The 19,569-nt window shown below is 32.5% G+C and carries 18 protein-coding genes; 9 read left to right on the top strand and 9 right to left on the bottom strand.

What is annotated here, in order from left to right:
* The first annotated feature begins 98 nt into the window (after window positions 1–98).
* From Q0910_RS11295 to Q0910_RS11270, 6 genes are all read left to right on the top strand, one after another.
* Entirely contained in the window at window positions 99–620 is a 522-nt protein-coding gene (locus tag Q0910_RS11295; RefSeq protein WP_299216109.1) for a DinB family protein, read from the top strand.
* 158 nt (window positions 621–778) lie between these two features.
* A complete protein-coding gene (locus tag Q0910_RS11290; RefSeq protein ID WP_299216106.1) occupies window positions 779–1,282 on the top strand; it encodes an SRPBCC family protein in 504 nt (167 codons plus the stop codon).
* A gap of 20 nt (window positions 1,283–1,302) precedes the next feature.
* On the top strand, window positions 1,303–1,896 hold the full coding sequence (locus tag Q0910_RS11285) for a DinB family protein (RefSeq protein WP_299216102.1): 594 nt from the start codon (window positions 1,303–1,305) through the stop codon (window positions 1,894–1,896).
* A gap of 29 nt (window positions 1,897–1,925) precedes the next feature.
* Complete coding sequence (locus Q0910_RS11280; protein ID WP_299216097.1) at window positions 1,926–2,546, top strand: SRPBCC family protein; 621 nt, start codon at window positions 1,926–1,928, stop codon at window positions 2,544–2,546.
* A 2-nt stretch (window positions 2,547–2,548) separates the two neighbouring features.
* Window positions 2,549–2,902: a nuclear transport factor 2 family protein gene (locus Q0910_RS11275; RefSeq protein ID WP_299216094.1), complete on the top strand. Its 354-nt coding sequence runs from the start codon at window positions 2,549–2,551 to the stop codon at window positions 2,900–2,902.
* 70 nt (window positions 2,903–2,972) lie between these two features.
* The gene (locus Q0910_RS11270; RefSeq protein ID WP_299216091.1) at window positions 2,973–3,344 is read left to right on the top strand and encodes a hypothetical protein; all 372 of its coding nucleotides are present in this window, start codon (window positions 2,973–2,975) and stop codon (window positions 3,342–3,344) included.
* Between the two features lie 141 nt (window positions 3,345–3,485).
* Here Q0910_RS11270 and Q0910_RS11265 read toward each other — a convergent pair whose 3' ends face one another.
* A complete protein-coding gene (locus tag Q0910_RS11265) occupies window positions 3,486–6,857 on the bottom strand; it encodes a T9SS type A sorting domain-containing protein (RefSeq protein WP_299216088.1) in 3,372 nt (1,123 codons plus the stop codon).
* A gap of 273 nt (window positions 6,858–7,130) precedes the next feature.
* On the opposite strand from Q0910_RS11265, the gene Q0910_RS11260 reads away from it, so the two are divergent.
* From Q0910_RS11260 to Q0910_RS11250, 3 genes are all read left to right on the top strand, one after another.
* Complete coding sequence (locus tag Q0910_RS11260; protein WP_299216085.1) at window positions 7,131–7,640, top strand: sigma-70 family RNA polymerase sigma factor; 510 nt, start codon at window positions 7,131–7,133, stop codon at window positions 7,638–7,640.
* A 73-nt stretch (window positions 7,641–7,713) separates the two neighbouring features.
* On the top strand, window positions 7,714–8,622 hold the full coding sequence (locus Q0910_RS11255) for a FecR family protein (RefSeq protein WP_299216082.1): 909 nt from the start codon (window positions 7,714–7,716) through the stop codon (window positions 8,620–8,622).
* Window positions 8,623–11,217, top strand: a complete 2,595-nt coding sequence (locus Q0910_RS11250; RefSeq protein ID WP_299216079.1) for a TonB-dependent receptor — start codon at window positions 8,623–8,625, stop codon at window positions 11,215–11,217.
* An 80-nt stretch (window positions 11,218–11,297) separates the two neighbouring features.
* Here Q0910_RS11250 and Q0910_RS11245 read toward each other — a convergent pair whose 3' ends face one another.
* The 8 genes from Q0910_RS11245 to Q0910_RS11210 all read right to left on the bottom strand — a co-directional run bounded on the left by Q0910_RS11245 (window position 11,298) and on the right by Q0910_RS11210 (window position 19,510).
* Window positions 11,298–12,167 carry a M57 family metalloprotease gene (locus tag Q0910_RS11245; RefSeq protein WP_299216076.1) on the bottom strand — a complete coding sequence of 290 codons (870 nt, stop codon included), beginning with the start codon at window positions 12,165–12,167 and terminating at the stop codon, window positions 11,298–11,300.
* A gap of 368 nt (window positions 12,168–12,535) precedes the next feature.
* Complete coding sequence (locus Q0910_RS11240) at window positions 12,536–13,381, bottom strand: M57 family metalloprotease (RefSeq protein WP_299216073.1); 846 nt, start codon at window positions 13,379–13,381, stop codon at window positions 12,536–12,538.
* 575 nt (window positions 13,382–13,956) lie between these two features.
* A complete protein-coding gene (locus Q0910_RS11235) occupies window positions 13,957–14,805 on the bottom strand; it encodes a M57 family metalloprotease (protein WP_299216070.1) in 849 nt (282 codons plus the stop codon).
* A 353-nt stretch (window positions 14,806–15,158) separates the two neighbouring features.
* Window positions 15,159–15,434, bottom strand: a complete 276-nt coding sequence (locus Q0910_RS11230; RefSeq protein WP_118461178.1) for an ATP-dependent Clp protease adaptor ClpS — start codon at window positions 15,432–15,434, stop codon at window positions 15,159–15,161.
* A gap of 57 nt (window positions 15,435–15,491) precedes the next feature.
* Window positions 15,492–16,334 (bottom strand): 50S ribosomal protein L11 methyltransferase, encoded by an 843-nt coding sequence (prmA, locus tag Q0910_RS11225; protein WP_299216455.1) that lies wholly within the window; start codon window positions 16,332–16,334, stop codon window positions 15,492–15,494.
* A gap of 98 nt (window positions 16,335–16,432) precedes the next feature.
* On the bottom strand, window positions 16,433–17,185 hold the full coding sequence (gene tpiA / locus Q0910_RS11220) for a triose-phosphate isomerase (protein ID WP_299216067.1): 753 nt from the start codon (window positions 17,183–17,185) through the stop codon (window positions 16,433–16,435).
* A gap of 55 nt (window positions 17,186–17,240) precedes the next feature.
* Window positions 17,241–18,311, bottom strand: coding sequence for an ABC transporter permease (locus tag Q0910_RS11215; protein ID WP_299216064.1), 1,071 nt, complete (start codon window positions 18,309–18,311; stop codon window positions 17,241–17,243).
* A 2-nt stretch (window positions 18,312–18,313) separates the two neighbouring features.
* Window positions 18,314–19,510, bottom strand: a complete 1,197-nt coding sequence (locus Q0910_RS11210; protein WP_299216061.1) for a BT_3928 family protein — start codon at window positions 19,508–19,510, stop codon at window positions 18,314–18,316.
* Window positions 19,511–19,569: the final 59 nt, after the last annotated feature.

The raw sequence follows: 19,569 nt of genomic DNA, 5'->3' as shown, positions 1-19,569 counted from the left end.
GTGAGCCTTCCTTTTTATTAAAAAAAGGTTCTTAAAACTTAAAAAAAACATTGGTTCAAAAGACCAAACATTTCAAAAATATTCTAAATCTAATTGAAATGAAACTCAATCAAACAATACAAACCTTACTAATTTTTATGTTTTCGTCTTGGACACCTATTACGGCTCAACAATCATCCTTTAAAGAAGAATTTCTAAAAAAATGGAAGAATTCCAGAGAATACACAATAAAAGTGGCAGAAAGAATGCCTGCAGAAAAATATCAATATAAGCCAACTGAAGATATGCGAACCTTTGGAGAACAAATAGAACACATAGGGTACGCGCTAACCTTTTTACCAAAAAAAGCTCTAAACATAAAGGAAGTAAAATATAAAGGAAGTCTTACCGATAAAGAGACCCTTATTGCTTACTTAAAAGGGCAATTTGAAATCATAAAGACCGCTGTAGAAAAAATAGACAATTCAGATTTTGAAAAGACGACATCCTTTTGGGCAGGTCGTATGACACGTAGAAAGATATTGAACGTCACCTTTGATCATATAACACATACCCGAGCACAAGCTATAATATACTTGCGAATTAATGATATTAAGGCACCACAATATATTGCTTGGTAGCCAGTCTGACAATCCAAACAATTTGAATAACCTAAATATAAATTCAGATTGTTTTTATACAAAGTTGTCACAGGTTAGTTATTTCTGAATCAAAACATAAACAAGTATAAAAAACGGATTGTTATAATTTTCCTTTAACAATGTAATTAAACAAAACTATGAAAATAAATAAGACACTTAAAATCAACGCACCTGCCAGCAAAGTTTGGGAGGTACTTTATACCAATTATGGTCGAGCCTGCGATTGGGCAAGTACCGTAAACGAATCAAAGATGCGAGATGTATCTGGAAATCAATATGGAGGCAGAACCTGTTCCACAAGTTTTGGTGATGTGAGTGAAATCATAGACCAAGCTGACGCTGAAAAGATGCAACTACAATATCATTTAGATGACACTCCATTCATAATGAAAGCTGCAACCGCTGTTTGGAACGTAAGACCAATGAGCATAAATACATCTGAAGTAACGATGAATCTCGATGTAACACTTGCAACTATCCCAGGCTTTTTGATGGGTTGGCTTATCAAACCAAAAATGAGAAAAGACATATATCAAACCATAGAGGACTTAAAATACTTTGTCGAGACTAGCGAACAGTCTGAAGCCAAAAAGAAATCTGACGAAAAATATTTTAAGAAAAAAGGCAAAAAAGCCGCTTAATCCTTAAATCAAAAAAGAAAATGAGCAAATCAATTATCAAAATAGCAGCAGTATTAGCATTATCAATAGGAGTTGTTTCGTGTATGGAACAGAAAGAGCCTCTTACAAAAGAGGTTATTAAAGAAGTATATAAGCCTACTGATGTACAAGTCCTTAAAGCACAATATGATTTACAGGTAAATCTTTTTAGTAAAAATCTAAAAGATATTAGTGATACCGAAGCAGATAAACGAATTAATAATTCTAACAGCCTAGCCTGGATTGCTGGCCATACGGTAGACATTCAATACAATCTGGCAATGTTGTTAGGGCAAGCAACCGAGAATCCATATGCAGGCCAATTTGGATTTGGTAAACCTTTTGATGAGGAAGCAGAATACCCATCATTATCTCAAATGCAACGGGACCTGGACGTCCTGATTCCTAAAATTTCTGAGGCACTCAGTAGTTTAACTGAAGAACAATTAGACGCAAAAGCACCTTTCCCGATTCCGTTTCCCGAACAGACTATGCGTGGGTTATATGCATTCCAAATGCATCATTTAGGTTATGAATTGGGTCAAATAGGATTGTACAGAAAGTTTTTGGGTAAATCGGCATTTAGTTATCAATAAGTAAAATGAATACTCTTAATACATAAATAATGAAAATTACAAACAGAATAATAGTAACGATGGTCATAGCAATTATGGCAACCACCGTCTGTTTTGCACAGTCGATGGAAAAGAGGTTTAAAACGGTACATGTAGCACTTAAAATAAACGCCCCAGCAGAAAGAGTTTGGGAAGCTATGGTTCTTGATTATGGAGAAATATCGAATTTCTCTCCATATATCTATACTTCAGAATATACAAATGGATCTTTAAAAGGAGAGGTTGGAGCAACGCGTAAATGCAATTTTAATGGAAAAGGAACACAATGGTCTAAAGAACGTATTGCGGAAATTGATAATAAAAATATGATGATGCGTAACGTAGTTATTGATGGTGCAAAACTTCCGCTAAATTTTGACAATTCTCAGGCTTTCTATCGCGTAAAAGATAATGATGATGGGACTTCTACAGCTTCTTATGAGTTTCAGTTTAGGACAAAACCTGCTTTCTTAGCTCTCATAGCAAAGGGTGGATTCAAAAAACAAATGTCAGGCACTCTAGTAGGATTAAGACACTATTTAGAAACAGGAGAAAGAGTTACAGGAGGCACCGATAAATACAAGGAAATTAAAGATAATTATCCAAAAGCAACAATAATTAAAACCAAATAAAAATGACAAATAAAGAAGTAGGAGATAAATTAGTAGAACTTCTAAGACAAGGGCAATTTGAAACTGTTTATGACGAACTTTTTCATAATGATGCACATCATATCGAACCTCAGTCCGAACAATTCGCAGATATAAAAGGCGTTAAAGCTATTAAGGCTAAAGATGCTGCAATGGCAGAAAATATTGTAGGTATGGAAGGTATGGAAGTTGGAAATGCCATTGTTGCAAAGAACTATATCGCGATCCCTTATAAAATGACAGTTAATCTCAAGGATGGTAATACGTGGCCATTAGACGAAATTATTGTTTACAAAGTTGAAAACGGTAAGATTCTTTCTGAAGAATTTTTCTATTAATGGTTTATAGATTGATAGCTAGGAAACTCTTAGTTCGAAATATAACTAAGGTTTTTTTATGCTGACAAATATGAATACGTCAATAACAATATATAGGAAAATCAATAAGAAATATCCTATCGTAATTAGATTTGCAGAAGAAGCCATCAATGTCTTTTCTTCTATGGGTTATGTTTTAGATTCAAGCATTATTAATAGTGATATTTTATTAAAAATTAAGCCAAAAACACTCTGTAAAAATATGAGCGCTTCAATAGCTTTAATTTACTTAGAAAGTGATAGCAATAACGCTACAACTATTAATGTAACTCTTAACTATCATCAAATTAATAAAAGTATAATCGATCTATTTACACATAACTTATATCGTAAAAAGCTAGTAAGGGCAATGACTTCAAATTTTCTAGATGATTTTATAAAGCGAGTAGAAAAATGGGGTTAAATGTGAACAAAACAAAAGAATCTAAACATATAATCAATACGATTTTAAAAATAAAAATCAACTTACATTTTCAGATTGAGCTAAAAAACCCTTGTATAAATTATACAAGGGTTTTAATTTACTTTGTGAAATATATTCTTTTTAGTTTCTAAATAACTTCATTGTTTTATTTACTCCATCTAGAGTTACATTAAGAAAATACATCCCTTTTGAGTAACCAGATAAATCAATTTGCGCAGTATTCTCTGAAGAATTCAATCCACTTCTAGAAGAAATTAATTTTCCAGCTAGATCTGTAACTCGATACGAAACTTTTGTAGCATTTCTCCATTGGATATTAAATAGATCTCTAGAAGGGTTAGGGAATAAACTAAACACCGGTCTGTTCTCCAAATTATCCACACTAAGTGTATTACCTTCTATCTGAAGATCATCGACGATAACTCCCTCTCCATTAGTATTTTGATCTGTAACAAAATTAAATCTAAACATAAAGCTCTGTTCGCTAGCAAAAGCTGCAAGATCATAACTATATTCTTTCATGGTAGCATCCCTTCCTGTCCATTGGGCTCCAGGGCAAGTAAAACAATTAGAATTATTTGGTAAAGTATTACTATTATACCAATTCTGATCATTTGCAGAACCTAGAACATTCCAGCTTTCTCCTCCATTAACAGAATATTCGATATTAACAAAATCCCAGTTCAATTCAATATCAAAAGCCATATTAAATTTTAAAACGGGACTTCCAATAGCTGTAAGATCATAACAATTAGAGATTAGATAGCTTACAGTACTGTCCGAATAGTTACCATCTAGGTTTGTTCCATACACATTTTGTCCAGAAGTTGCAGTACTAAGAAGAGAGCCCGTAGGAATCCCTCGCTCCCACAAAGAACCTGAAATCAACAAATCATCACTGTTGTTTTCAAATTCGTTTACACCTACCGAAGCACTATTATTCTTACTAAAAGATAAAGAACCTGAATTATTTACTACAAATGAATCGCTAGGCATTAAAACAACAAAATTTAACTTATGATCTCCTAATCCTGTAATATCATTTTCAGGAAAATCTACAGTAGTTGTGCTACCAGAAGTTAAACTTCCTGTCCAGGATTGAGTTAAGGCATTACCTCCATCAATAGTATACTGAACATCAAAAGAGGTTACAGTATCAGTACCATTATTTTTGATAGTAGCTTTAGGAGAAATACTACTACAAACAATTTGACTATTATTATTTAGACTTACAGCCTCTAATTGTAAATCATTAGCAGCTAAAGCAATCGGAATATTAGAACGCCATACTCCTCTTCCATAAGTAGCGGCAGTTATATTTCCATCATTCTCATTAATTTCTAAATCTCTTACCGCAACATTTGGAAGGTTATTTAAAAATGGCTCCCAAGAATCAGAAGTATCATCTAATCGATATACTCCCAAACTAGTACCCAAATATAAAGGGTTGTTTGGATGAAAAGACTGGTGTTTTATAACAAGTTTAGCATCCCCTGGTAAATTGAAAGAAATATTATCAAAATCGATTCCTCCATTTATTGACTTGTATACGTTATTTGAAGTTGTTAAGTACACTATTGAATTATCTGTACTACTTACTGTCACACTAGTTATGCGTTCATTATTGAATGTTCTTACATTCGTAAAACTAACTCCTCGATCTTCACTTTTATGAAGATTGCTATCTACAAAAGCATAAATAATATCGCTATTAAATGGGTCTATTTCTATACCATCTAAAGGAGATGAAAAAGATTGAGAAATCCTATTAAAACTACCACTCTCTAATCTGTATAAACTACCATATCCCGCATATAATTCACCTTCCTTACTCATCTTAAGAGGGGTAATCCAATTACCACTCTCTGAAGCAGGAGCATTAATAGAACCTCCTAATGTCGCTCCGGCATCATTAGAAAAATACAAACCTCCTCCATTCTGAATAAATCCATAATACTTATTCGGATTATTAGGATCAATTGCAGTATCCATACCATCTGCTCCATAATAGTTCTTCCAATTATTATCACTATACGCATATCCTCCATTATCTTGCAATCCTCCAACCATATTGTTTGAGGTTTGCGGAGAAACAGCAATACGATAAAACTGACCAATTGCTAAACCTTCTGTTAAATCTTCAGTAGAAGTACCGTTAGTAGATCTGTATATACCTCCATCTGTTCCAAAGAACATAATACCATTAATATCTCGAATCATATGGATATCCGCATGTGTGTATGTGGCAGTTCCAGGAGCACTCCAACTGTTCCATTGTACAAAGCTGCCTCCTTCGTTAGAAGACTTATACACATCTAAAACTCCTATATAGATATCATTTTTATTAGTATCAGAAACTTCGAAAGCCAAATCAAACCAAGCTTGGCGAGATCCACCAAATAAGTCCGCGCTACCATCATCTAGTCTAGTAAAACTATCTGCAGAATTTTCAGATCTATAAACTCCTTGAAAGGAAAAGTCATTTGCTGCACTTAACACGTATACATTATCAACGGCATTTGAAGTAACTGCTAATACCATTCTTCCACCTGAAGTTGGTAATCCATTGGAAGCTAATGTAAAAGAATCTCCATTATCAATAGATTTATATACTTGATTTCTGGTAGCAGCGTAAATTACATTAGAATTTCCCGGTTTTAGCTTTACGTCATTCAAATTTTGATTCAATGTTCTTGTAAAAGAAACCCCGTTGTCAATCGATTTATAAAATCCTCTATTCGAAGAAACAAATATCTTATCATTATCTAATGGATCAATATATACCTCATTAATTGACGAACTAGTGTTCGAAAAAGAAAGTCCTGTTGAATTCCAGGTTTGTCCTCCATCAATTGATTTCAGAACACCTATACTATATGTATCATTCGCATCATCATCACCAGTTCCAATATAAATCACATCCGAATCTCTAGGATCAATGGCAATAGCTGACACTCCTATTTGTAATAAATCATCAGACAATGGAATCCAATTTACTCCTGAATCAACAGATCTCCATATTCCTCCGGCAGGAGCACCAACATAATATATTTCCGGATTATTAGGGTCAATGGCTATTACATTAATACGTCCTTGTCCCGATGACCATGAACCCGTATTGGTGTGAATATATGGGCCTAATGATTGCCAATCGCTTACATCCGCCATCTGATTTCTTAGTTCTTGTTTTTGATTGAAAACATTCAACATTTCTTGAGGAGTTGGTATAGTTCCGTCATTTTTAACAAAATGCCTCCAATAACTCTCCCATCTTTTAAAAGGCTTATATCCTGATCCTTTTTTTGTATGATCCTTATCTTTCCAATATTCATTAAATGCATCGACAATCTCTTGGAATTTGATAGGTTCTTCTATCCCAGAAGATTTTTTTTGCGCATTTAGCTCTTTCATCCAAGGAGCACTTGAGTTAAATTGTGCACTGCCTGAAAACCAGAAACATAATGCAACAACTAGGAAAATAATTTTCTTCATTTTAAAAGTTTTGTTGAGTTACTTCTATAATAAACAATTTAATAGAACGAAACCCTACTTACGAAACTGTTTTTTTTTTAAAATTTCGTTAGCATACTCTATTTCTTAAATTAGAAACTAAAAAAATCCTTATTACTAATAAAATATGTAGCCCAACAGGTTTTTAATTCAGTCTCAAGTAAAAACCAAAAAAAATCTATTAGTAAAACTGATTCAGATTAAAAAACTATAAAGTTTTAAAATCTCAATAAAATAAATATCTTCGAAAAATATATGGAAAAGAAATCTGTTTGTGACGAGAAAAATTTTGAATCAATCTTTGATGATTGTTCAAAATCGCTACGGAATCTTATCTACTATAAATGTGGTGATATTGCTCTGGCAGAAGATATTATTCAAGATGCTTTTATAAAATTGTGGCAGAACTGTAAAAAAGTTATCTATTACAAGGCAAAATCATATGTATTTACTGTAGCTAACAATACTTTATTAAATCATATTGCCCATAAAAAAGTAGTTCTTAGATATGAGCAAAAGCCACATTCAGATCTTAATAATCAGGATCCTCAATTCATTATTGAAGAAAAAGAGTTTATGTCTAAACTTAAAAATGCAATAGATGCACTTCCTGAAAAACAAAGAGAAACATTTTTATTATCTAGGATTGACAAGAAATCTTATAAAGAAATTGCTGAAATCACCGGGGTTTCTGTAAAGGCTATTGAAAAAAGAATACACTACGCATTACTAAGTTTAAGACAAAATTTAGGCGATATTTTATAATCATAAGTAGGGTAATATTGTATAAGGCTGTTATTAATAAGAAGACATAAATAAAGAAAGTAAAAAACAACTGATGGAAAATCCATATTCTGATGAAACATTTTTAGCAAGATGGCTTAATGGGAGTCTAGATGCTAAGGAAAAAATAGAATTTGAAAAATCGGAAGATTATCAGAAATACGTGACTATTATAAATAAAATAGATACGTTGGATTCTCCTGGCTACGATAAAGATAAAATTTTTCAAGCAATTAAAAATGATATCGTTAGAAATAAAAAAACCACACGTTTAATTCCAAACTGGAGCTATGGTATTGCAGCTACCCTATTAGCATTAATAGGATTGTTTTTTTTCTTTGACAACGCTACTACACACACGACGGATTATGGTGAACAAATCACGATAGAACTTCTGGACGGATCTGAAGTAATCCTTAACTCTAAATCTGAATTATCATTTAAAGAGTCCGACTGGAAGAATAACAGAAAAGTCACCTTGGCTGGAGAAGCATTTTTTAAAGTAAAAAAAGGTTCTGATTTCTTAGTAAAAACATCATCAGGAAATGTAAAAGTAATAGGAACGCAATTTAACGTAAATACCCAAAAAGATTTTTTTGAAGTTATTTGTCACGAAGGTAAAGTAAAAGCAATGGGGTATAATTCTAATGAAGCTGTTCTTGTTAAAGGAAAAGCTTTTAGAGTAACAAACAATATTGTCGAAAACTGGGAAATAGAAACAACAAAACCAAGTTGGATATCTGGAGAAACTACATTTACCAATACTCCATTAAAACAAGTAATACTTTCTCTAGAGAATCAGTTTAATATTACTTTTAACAAAGACAACATTGATCAAAATCAACGTTTTACTGGTAGTTATAATCATGAGAATATTGAACTAGCTTTAAAAACAATCTTTGTTCCTATGGAAATTTCATATACTTTTAACAACGAAAACAACATAGTTCTCGTTAAAGAATAAATGAAATCAATTTTTTTCTATCTTTTTGTATTCATCTACTTTAGCTCTTTTTCTCAAAAAACAGCTGAATTAGAATATGATAATACTCCTTTGAACACCATTCTAAAAGTTTTAGAAAAAACGTATGAAATTAAGTTTTCTTTCAATCCTGAAATTATTAAAAGTGAAAGAATAAGTGTTTCTGCAAAGGATTCACTGGAAAAAATCCTCCAAAAAATACAATCTCAAACTTCTATCTTTTTTCAAAAGATTAATAACAGATATTATGTTATTCGAAAAAAAAACAAAGAAGGAAGAATTTCGATCTGTGGATACTTACTTGATAATTCTACAAAAAAACCTTTAGTAGAAGCTTTTGTAAATAACGAAAATCAATCAAAATCAGTAATTTCGGACGCCGACGGTTATTTTCAATTATTCTTATCTGAACCTAATGACACCATTAATATTAGGTTTTTAGGATATAAAAACCAGCAATTTATTGCTAAAGATCTTGAAAAGAAAGACTGTATTAAAATATTTCTGTCTGAAGATGATTTTCAGTTAGACGAGGTTCTCATTACAGAATATGTGACCTCCGGAATATCAAGACAAGGAGCAAGTAGTGCCATAAATATTAACCCAAGCAAATTAGGGATTTTACCACGATTAGTAGAGCCAGATGTACTACAAACCCTACAGTTTCTACCTGGCGTACAAAGCCCTACTGAGACTGCTTCAGCTTTACATATTAGAGGAGGAACTCCTGATCATAATTTGATTTTATGGGATGGTATAAAAATGTATAGTACAGGGCATTTTTTTGATCTATTATCTATTTTCAATCCATACATTACCGAAAACATAAAACTTTTTAGAAGCAGTACAGAAGCTAAATATGGAAACAGAATTTCAGGAGTTGTTGATATAGAATCCAAAAATGAAATCCCAAAAGATTTTGGTTTTGGTGTTGGTTTTAATATGACCACCGTAGATGCTTATATCGAAGCTCCTATTGATGAAGGTTTTGGAGTAGTTATATCCGCAAGAAGATCATTCACTGATCTTCTTGAAACATCTACTTTTCGCAGTTACTCGGATCGAGCTTTTCAAAGCATTCGTTTCTTTATAGATAATCAAAAGTTAGATCAAGAAACTGTAGAAAATGAAAATGTGTTTTACTTTACGGATCTTACGGTTAAAGGAATTTTTAAAATATCTAACGATGAAAAATTTACTATAAGCTCTATATTCACAAATAACAATCTGAATTACACATTAAACATCAAAAACATTCTTGGATTTAGCGAACCATTTGATGAAAACCAAAAAGATGACTTAGAATTTGTAAATCAAGGAATTAATATGAAATGGGAGAAAAAATGGAGTCCTCATTTCTCTCATTCAACTAATATTTATTTTTCAAACTATGAATTCGATTATAATGGATTAAGAGAATCCAGAGCGAGTATTGATGGATTCCTTTTTTTTGAAAATAATATTGTAGAAAAAAATACAATAAGAGATGCTGGTGGATCTATTCATGGAAATTGGTCTATAAATCCTAAACATAGTTTTACTTCGGGTTATGATTTTTCTAACAATGATGTAGCCTACAATGCTGATTATTCTGCTGATGATGTTTCTTTCGACGAAAGTGATAACAATATGACACACGCAATATTTGGAGAATATAAGTTTAATTCTAACGAAAAACTTAAAATAAGCGCTGGTATACGAGGTAATTATTTCTCTGTCCTTGAAAAAACATATTGGGAACCAAGAATTAACCTAGAAGTAAATTTGTCTAAAAACATTATAACCAAATTATCAGCAGAAAGAAGAAATCAAGTGATTAGTCAGATTTCTAATTACCTGCCTAATGATTTTAATCTGGATAATCAAATATGGCTATTAGCTGATTCTGAATTTGTTTCAATGCTCGCGAGTGATCAGGTTTCTGGTGGTTTTACGATCAACAAGAGTGACTGGTATATCGATATCGAGGGCTACTATAAATCCATTGATGGACTTACATCATTTGCTAATGGTTTTAATGGAGTACTTGCTTTAGAGACGGGAGAAAGTGAAGTTCTTGGTTTAGACATATTAATCAAAAAAAGAATAAGAGATTATAGAACATGGATATCCTATTCCTTAACAGATCAGGATTTTAAATTTACGAATGTCAATGAAGGAGAATCATTTCCAGGTAATTTTGACATCGGCCACTATCTATCCTGGATTCATAGTTATCAATGGAATAATTTCGAATTCTCATTAGGATGGACAATTAGAACCGGAAGACCTTTTACTCCTGCGCAAGGCATTACTGAAACTGATGAATTTCTTTTTATTGATTACGGAGAGATTAATAGTGAACGATTAGATGCCTATCATCGATTGGATTTTTCTGCCTCCTACAAGTTTAATTTTTCAAAAAATGATACATGGCGAAGTAAAATAGGATTTTCCCTATTTAATCTATATGATAAAGAAAATATCTTAAACCGAACATACGATATCAAATTTGATAACGATAGCTATTTATTACAAGAAGTAAACACATTTTCCTCCGGCATTACCCCTAACGTATCTTTTAGAATTGATTTTTAAACTACTGAATAAAAAAAACCATCCCGAACTGATTCGGAATGGTATAATAAAAAGTTCAAAGCTTATATTTTATATTATTATTAATATAGAAATTCTAAAGCTACAATATCTATGCTGCTAAATTCTCCATCTTCACTTCCATCAAAACAAGAAATCATAAGAGAATCAGAATCTAAACCATTTTGTCCCCACTGATTAGCAGTTGGAGTACCAGGAATATTAATCGCTCCAACACTTGAAGCTCCTTCATTACTATTGTCACATCTTCTACGAGCGTAGTCTGTATGTCTGAAACCTAAGGCATGACCTATTTCGTGTCCGATCACATGCTCATTTACATTATTCACATTACTACCACCAAAAGTACCTGTTCCATTTAAAATCTGGATAAACTTTCCTGGTCTTCCTCCACTAGGAAATTCTGCTTGCCCTCCGGCTCCAGATCCATTATTATTATATACTACCATATCAGCTGCTTGGAAATTAGTCCCAAAAGTTAATCTAAAATTTAAGGTAGTACTTAAATTGTTATAATTATTAACAGCCCATTGTAAACCTGTTTGCATATTACTTGTTAACGCATTACCGCTACCTGTAAATCCAAGAATATCAATAGTTCTATTAGAACCTGTTACCAGGTTATTGGTTCTGTATTGCTTATTATTACCATCTTCAGCATTACCTAATGCATAAACCCCTTGTTCGAGCTGTTCGAGATCCAAACTGATATCTCCAGATAAAACAATTTGTTTTTCGACACCATCTAAATGTTTGATTGTTTCTATTGTTGCATTACCTGGATTTACTCCTGCTTTCCACATAGCATCCTGAAGGCTTTTGTTAAGTTCTAAAGATTCGGGTTGTGCTTCACTTGAAAAGTCTTCTTTTTGGCACGATGTTACAACACCAGATACCAAAGCGCAAAGCGCTAAAAATTTTAATTTCTTCATTTAAATTGTTGAGTTTGTGTATTTATACGACAAAGTAGATTTAAAAAACCTATTCTGTATGCAAATGTTTTTATTTAAAGCTTTGAACTTTTTAAAAAATTTTGCGATTAGAAATATATACATTTATTTCAATGTATTGATGAAAATTTTGAATTATTTATTGAAAATATGGGTAAACCGTAAATATAATTCAATAAAACATCCCAAAAGGATAGATAAATTATAATTTTACTATTTTGACTATATAATTATAATTAACATGTAATCATGCACTTAAATAATATTCATTATAAAAAAACCATCCGTCTAAGACGGATGGTTCTATAAAAAGGTTCAACGATTTTATTATAATATGTACTTACTTAGTTTTAGTAAAGAACATTTAAAGCAGTAATATCTGTACTTGTGAATTCTCCGTCCTCTCCAGAACCGAAGCAAGCTAACATAATAGAATCTGCTCTATCAGAACTAGGTGTACCATTGATTAAGATTGCTCCTACTCCAGCCGTACCTTCATTAGTGTTCTGACCACAACTCTGACGAGATCTCCAGTCTTGGTGACGGAAACCAACAGAGTGACCAATCTCATGAGTCATAACGTGCTCTACAACGTTTGTACTAAAAGAATCAGTACCAGCATTAATCTGTACTCTTTTAAAAGCCTGACCTCCAGAAGGGAATCCTGCAGATCCACCTCCACCACCGGCACCATTATTATAAACAACCATATCAGTATTGTTAAAGTTGCTTTGAAAAACGAGTGATAAGTTAAGAGAAGTATTTAGTCTGTTATAGTTGTTAACAGCCCACTGTAATGCAGTTCTCATTTTGCTTGTTAATGCACAACAAGATCCTGTGTATCCAACGACTCTAAAGCTACGATTAGAACCGGTAACCAGATTGTTGGTTCTGTATTGTTTGTTAGCTCCATCTTCAGTTACTCCCAATTTCTGAGCTCCTGAATCTAAATCTGCATTAGAAATAAAGATATCTCCGGATTTAACACCTTGTACAACTGGATCTCCTGGAAGACCTTTAAATGTAACATATTCTGCTCCGTCTATATTAACACCTGCTTCGGCGAGTGCATTAAGATGAGCTTTAGTTACTGCTGCAGTTTCAGGTTGTGTTTCGTTGGTGATTTCGTCTTTTTGGCAAGATGTTACGACACCAGCTGCGATAGCGCAAAGCGCTAAAAATTTGATTTTTTTCATTTTTAAAAAGTTGAGTTTGTGTAGTTACTATTAAACAAATATAGATCTACTACAGTATCTATTTTGTTGAAATAAATTTAGTAATGCTTTGAACCTTTTTAAAATTTAAGCGGGCTGAAGATATGATAATTTTTTTTAAAAATCAGTTAATTATTTAAACTATTCTCTGGTTATCTGCAAAATACATACATTAAATTCAACAAATTGAAGTTTTGTTTAACAAATATACATCCTCAAATTACACGATAAAACCGATTAAATGCATCAAGATTATCATTATATATATTCCTTATATAGTAAAAAACCATAGCGGCATCAATGATATCTAACAAATCTAAAGCAATTCTTTTTTTACAAAGACTTGTAGGTTTTTTCTTATATGTCATAAATTTTTAACTAAAAAATGTTAAAAAAATACTAATGGATGTTTTGCCGTACTTTATTTTAAAAAAAGTAATGAAATCGAATGTTTTAAAATTGTATTCTTAAAACCATAATTACAAAAAAGAACATAAAAAAAACCCAACTAAAGTTGGGCTCTTATCTATCTAATTAAATTATAGAATACACTATTATTAGTACAGGTAATTTAATGCGGTTACATCATTCCCATTAAACTCACCATCAGCACTTGTACTGAAACATGCTAACATAATAGAAGTAGAATCATATCCTGTTGGTGTTCCTGGGATATGGATAGCTCCATCAGATCCAGCACTTTCTCCAGACTGCCCACAACTTTGGCGGCTAAACCAATCTGTATGACGGAAACCAATAGAATGACCAATCTCATGTGTAATTACGTGTTCATTTACATTATTAGAATACCCTCCTAAACCGTAAATTGCAACCCACTTATTTGGTCTTCCCTGTGAGTCAGGAAATCCTGCAACTCCTCCTTGCTCTCCTGCAGCTTCTTCATTTGGATCATGATAAACTACCATATCCTTAGATTGATAATCCGTACCAAAAGTTAATCTAAAACTAACTGATAAATTCAATCTATTATAATTATTAACTGCCCATTGCAATCCTGTTTGTTCTTTACTATTCAAACCATTACTATTATTTCCTGTATAGCCAATAATATCAATCGTTCTACTAGAACCTGTCACCAAGTTGTTAGTCCTATATTGCTTAGTGTTAGCTTCGCCAGTTCCTAAAGCAGGAGTATTCATAAGATTTTCTAGAGTAGAAAAATAATCACCTGATCTAACTCCTGAAACTTCAGAACCATCTAAAAATGTTCTAGTTTGTATGGTAGCATTATCAGAATTCACTCCAATTGCTTCTAATTGTAGTTTTACTTCTTTAGAAACTTCTTTGTTTACTGTATCGATTTCTGTAGAAATGTCTTCTTTTTGACAAGATGTAACAAGACCTGCTGCGATAGCACAAAGTGCTATGAATTTAATTCTTTTCATTGTAAAAATGTGTTGAGTTTGTATAAATTATTTTGGGAGAGTACATTCAAAACCAACGAATTGCGCTAGCTTAAAAATCAATAAGAAAGTTTTGGGGCGTACAATTTTTCCAATCCAAAGATATGATAATTTTTTATTAAAAAAAGTTAATATGCTGAATTATTCTCTTCAAAACCAAATAATCCTTAAATATTAATCAATACAATAACGTTTTTTCGATGAATAACATAATTTACAAAACATCTCAAGACCTTACTATCATTATGTTATAACCGTAATTTTGTTTTTCGGACAAAAAAAATCGTTCAATAAGCAATTTTATTGAACGATTATTCCTACAAATATAATTATGGTTAGACGATTTCTGCGCTTAAGCCTGCCTGTAATAACTTTGAACACCTAGGAACTAATTCTTCGTAAACCCCTGTTTTTACTGTGCATTTACCTTTATAATGAACTAGCATTGCGCATTGTTCTGCCTGTACTGGTGTATGCTCACACGTATAGATCAAAGTTTCAATTACGTGATCAAATGTATTGACATCATCGTTATACAACACAATCTCATTATTATTTTTCTCTACCGTTTTTTCTAAAACCTCCTCTAAAACCTTTTCTTGAGTGCTCATCACATTAATTTTATACAAATATACTATTTCGAAAAGAAAAATTAATCGTCTATTAGATTATTTTAACCTGTAATTAGCTGCTATCCAATTATTTCGATTAAAACTTTCTTGAAGTTCTAAATTATGAGCAGTACACTCTTTGGTAATCATCTCTAAATCTTCTTTATAGAAACCACTTAGAAAAAGACTCCCTCCTGGAGTCAATGTTCCGGCATATACAGAAATATCATTTAGCAGTATATTTCTATTGATATTAGCAATTACCACATCATATTTCTTATCTATTAATAATGACGATTCACCTTCATAAGCGGTGATATGCTTACAATTATTGCGCTCCACATTTTCGATTGTATTCAGATAACACCAATTATCAATATCAATAGCATCTATAGGTTTTGCCCCTTTCATTTCTGCTAATATTGCCAAAACTCCAGTCCCGCAGCCCATATCCAACACCTTTTTGCCTTCTAAATAGTTCTTTAGCAAATGCTGAATCATCATGTGAGTCGTCTCGTGATGACCTGTACCAAAAGACATTTTAGGTTCTATTACAATGTCAAATGCCACCTCCGGTTTTTCGTGAAATGGGGCTCGTACACTACAGATATTATCCACCATAATGGGAGTGAAGTTTTTCTCCCACTCTTTATTCCAGTTTACTTGTTCTATTTCTTCTGAAGTATATGTTATCTCGAATTCATCTGAATTCAAGACATGAATGTCATTCAAGATATTTTCACTCCATTCCTCTTTTTGAATAAAGGCTTCTACTCCTTTTTCAGTTTCTACAAAGCTCTCGAAACCTGCATAACCTAATTCTGCAATCAAAATTTCTGTTGCCGGCTGTAAAGGCGCAATAGTAAAGTAGTAGCCAATATATATAGGAGTTGTTGTCATCATCATTTAAAATTAAGTTGCAAAGTTACTATTTTGACCAACAAAAAAAAGGTATTCGCGCAAACGAATACCTAATTATTTATTATCCAAAACTTTATTTAGAATGAATTTGCTATAGCAGCAAAACTCTCAGGATCTAAAGCAGCTCCGCCTATTAATCCTCCATCTACATCAGGCTTAGCAAAAATCTCTTTTGCATTAGCAGGTTTTACACTTCCTCCGTATAGTATGGAAACTTCTTCTGCAATTTCTGCACTAAATGCATTAGCTATCGTTTTACGAATAAACGCATGCATTTCTTGTGCTTGTTCTGGGCTTGCTGTTTCTCCTGTTCCTATTGCCCAAACTGGCTCATACGCCAAAATAATATTCTTCCAAGCATCTGCATCAAGTTTAAATAAGGCATTTTTTAACTGACTCTCTACCAAATCAAAATGGTTACCAGCCTTACGATCTTCTAATTCTTCTCCGAAACAAAAGATAACTGTCATATCGTGTTTTAACGCTGTATTTACTTTTTCCTCTAGCAATGCATCCGTTTCTCCAAAATATGCTCTACGTTCACTATGTCCTAATATAACGGTTTCTACACCGGTACTTTTTAGCATATCTGCAGAAATTTCTCCGGTAAACGCTCCATTTTCCGCTTGATGCATATTTTGTGCAGCTACCTCGATATCAAACCCTTTAAGCTCTTCAAAAGCATAATATAAATTTGTAAATGTTGGCGCTACAATGATTTTTGCATCTGGTGTTTCCTTGAGTTTTGTTTTTAGCTCAGAAAGTAAAACTCCGGTCTCTGCCAGGTTTTTATTCATTTTCCAGTTTCCTGCTACAATTTTTGCTCTCATTAATTTTAATTTATGTGTGTGGTTACTATTTGGTTACAATTTAAAAGCATGATAATTACACCCGAATTCTAGGATCTAACCATCTATAAATAATATCTACAAATATATTGATTAGAATGAACACTGAAGAGATCACAATTACCGCTCCCATAATAATAGGAAGATCTGATGTGTTTAACGCATCTACTATCTCTTTCCCCAGTCCATTCCATCCAAAAATATACTCTACAAATACTGCTCCTGCTAACATGGATGCAAACCATCCTGAAATTGCTGTTACAACTGGATTCAAAGCATTTTTTAATGCATGCTTTCTAATTACTTGGTGTAATGATAAACCTTTTGCTTTAGCTGTTCTTATATAATCCTGACTCATTACTTCTAATAAAGAATTTCTCATTAATTGACTAACTACTGCTAATGGTCGAACTCCCAAAACTATTGCCGGTAGTATTAAATTTTTCCACTGAATATATGTTCCTTCTCCAAAATCATCCACTTCATACAGACTTCCGGTCATATTAAGATTGGTATATTCGTGCAATACATATCCAAATAACCAGGCAAAAATAATAGCACTAAAAAAAGAAGGGACACTCATTCCTATGGTACTCACCAATTGAATTAATCGATCAGGCCATCTATCTTTAGTCAGTGCACTAACCATTCCCATGGAAATACCCAGAAATATAGCTATCAAAATTGCCGACACTGCCAGCACAGCTGTATTAGGCAAAGTTTCTTTGATTACCTGACTTACTTTTTTTCCGTTTTTCTGAAAAGATTCTCTAAGATAAGGATACTTAAAGACTGTTTTTATAGCACCTATAGTAAATAATGAAACTCCAGAATATTTTTTAGTATCGAAATAAGAGAAATCATCTTCCTTGGCACTATGAAATGAAATTGGTGAAAGGTCATTTAGATAATAGCGATATTGGGTACGGATAGGAAGGTCGAAACCATATTTTTTATTTATGATATCTAACTGCTCTTTATTTTCGTTCTGCCCCATCATCATTTGTGCTGGGTCGCCCGGAAGAATAGTAAATAATAAAAAAATCACAGTAATTACTCCTAGTAAAGTAAGTAAAGCATACCCAAATTTATAGAAGTATTTAATCATCGTTAATTAGATTTTTCTGAATCTATAGATAAAGTATCAACCGATAGGGTGTCCATTTCCACTTCTACTGCTTCCTTAATAATTGGCTTTGATCGTTTTACCTTGTCTAAAATTAATTTATCTGCATCATTCCAGTGCAGTTTTTCTGTGATGACCCCTTTATTCAATTTTACGATTCCCGGATTAGATCGTAAGATGGTTTTAAGCGCAGTTTCATCAGTGCTATAAAAATCAAAACTCAAGTCATATTGTTCTTTTTTCTGAGAAACTTCCTGAGGAGAAGATGCTGTAAGTCCTATTACATCATAACCTTGAGATAAAGCTTTATCAGTAAGCCCTTTCATGGCATTCATTCCTTCTCCTTCACTTTTAGAAAGATTATACATAATAATAAGGACAACATTTTCTTTTTCTAGAAACTCCGTGGTATAATCCTGACCATCTTTTTCTATTGCGAAATCATGAATAGGTGGAATATATCCTTCATTAATCATTTTAGTTTCTACCTCTATATATTTACCATTAACTTGTGGATATTCACCACTGGTTTTTATGATTTCTTCTTTGCCATCTATATCGAATTTCCAAAAATATTCAAACGCTGCTTCTGGAGCTCCTTCAGGAACTGACATCCCTTCCTGTATGTTTGTTCCTATTTTATAGGCTCTGAAATCAAAAGTTGGTAAATGCATTAATACTTGATATGCAAATCCTAAACAAGCAGTAAAGCAAGCAAACACAATCCATTTATGAGAAGACTCCTGTAAGATTGGTGTTATATATTTTCTTCCGAAGAATAAAATCAAAATAAATACAAGCAGAATAACATCCTTTGTAAAAGACTCCCAAGGAGTCAATGGTAATGCATCTCCAAAGCAACCACAATCTGTTACCTTATTAAAATAAGCTGAATAAAAGGTAAGAAACGTAAAAAAGACAATCATACCTAATAAGGACCATACAGTAAATTTTGGCAGATATCCTAACAATAATGTCACTCCTACTATTATTTCAAAAACACATAAGAATACTGCCATTAATAATGCGAACGGAATTAAAAACTCCATATTTAGCACTCCTTCGCTAAAGTATTCTTGAAGCTTGTACGAGAATCCTAACGGGTCATTAAGTTTAATAAATCCTGAAAATAAAAAAAGAGCAGCTACAAATATTCTGGAAAAACCAACGAGTATTTTCATTTTAAAAGGTAATTATAATTTATTTCGAACAAGATAATAGCTTTATATCTTGTTGCTTT

It is taken from the genome of uncultured Aquimarina sp. (assembly GCF_947495315.1).
In the GTDB taxonomy this organism is placed as follows: Bacteria; Bacteroidota; Bacteroidia; order Flavobacteriales; family Flavobacteriaceae; genus Aquimarina.
The sequence above is the reverse complement of the archived record's forward strand: the minus strand, read 5'-3'. Positions and strand labels throughout refer to the sequence as shown.

What these genes read in the sequence shown, in the direction of transcription:
- Q0910_RS11295 (WP_299216109.1), top strand. Translation starts at nt 99, where the DNA reads ATGAAACTCAATCAAACAATACAAACCTTACTAATTTTTATGTTTTCG.
- Q0910_RS11290 (WP_299216106.1), top strand. Translation starts at nt 779, where the DNA reads ATGAAAATAAATAAGACACTTAAAATCAACGCACCTGCCAGCAAAGTT.
- Q0910_RS11285 (WP_299216102.1), top strand. Translation starts at nt 1,303, where the DNA reads ATGAGCAAATCAATTATCAAAATAGCAGCAGTATTAGCATTATCAATA.
- Q0910_RS11280 (WP_299216097.1), top strand. Translation starts at nt 1,926, where the DNA reads ATGAAAATTACAAACAGAATAATAGTAACGATGGTCATAGCAATTATG.
- Q0910_RS11275 (WP_299216094.1), top strand. Translation starts at nt 2,549, where the DNA reads ATGACAAATAAAGAAGTAGGAGATAAATTAGTAGAACTTCTAAGACAA.
- Q0910_RS11270 (WP_299216091.1), top strand. Translation starts at nt 2,973, where the DNA reads ATGAATACGTCAATAACAATATATAGGAAAATCAATAAGAAATATCCT.
- Q0910_RS11265 (WP_299216088.1), bottom strand. Translation starts at nt 6,857, where the DNA reads ATGAAGAAAATTATTTTCCTAGTTGTTGCATTATGTTTCTGGTTTTCA.
- Q0910_RS11260 (WP_299216085.1), top strand. Translation starts at nt 7,131, where the DNA reads ATGGAAAAGAAATCTGTTTGTGACGAGAAAAATTTTGAATCAATCTTT.
- Q0910_RS11255 (WP_299216082.1), top strand. Translation starts at nt 7,714, where the DNA reads ATGGAAAATCCATATTCTGATGAAACATTTTTAGCAAGATGGCTTAAT.
- Q0910_RS11250 (WP_299216079.1), top strand. Translation starts at nt 8,623, where the DNA reads ATGAAATCAATTTTTTTCTATCTTTTTGTATTCATCTACTTTAGCTCT.
- Q0910_RS11245 (WP_299216076.1), bottom strand. Translation starts at nt 12,167, where the DNA reads ATGAAGAAATTAAAATTTTTAGCGCTTTGCGCTTTGGTATCTGGTGTT.
- Q0910_RS11240 (WP_299216073.1), bottom strand. Translation starts at nt 13,381, where the DNA reads ATGAAAAAAATCAAATTTTTAGCGCTTTGCGCTATCGCAGCTGGTGTC.
- Q0910_RS11235 (WP_299216070.1), bottom strand. Translation starts at nt 14,805, where the DNA reads ATGAAAAGAATTAAATTCATAGCACTTTGTGCTATCGCAGCAGGTCTT.
- Q0910_RS11230 (WP_118461178.1), bottom strand. Translation starts at nt 15,434, where the DNA reads ATGAGCACTCAAGAAAAGGTTTTAGAGGAGGTTTTAGAAAAAACGGTA.
- prmA (WP_299216455.1), bottom strand. Translation starts at nt 16,334, where the DNA reads ATGACAACAACTCCTATATATATTGGCTACTACTTTACTATTGCGCCT.
- tpiA (WP_299216067.1), bottom strand. Translation starts at nt 17,185, where the DNA reads ATGAGAGCAAAAATTGTAGCAGGAAACTGGAAAATGAATAAAAACCTG.
- Q0910_RS11215 (WP_299216064.1), bottom strand. Translation starts at nt 18,311, where the DNA reads ATGATTAAATACTTCTATAAATTTGGGTATGCTTTACTTACTTTACTA.
- Q0910_RS11210 (WP_299216061.1), bottom strand. Translation starts at nt 19,510, where the DNA reads ATGAAAATACTCGTTGGTTTTTCCAGAATATTTGTAGCTGCTCTTTTT.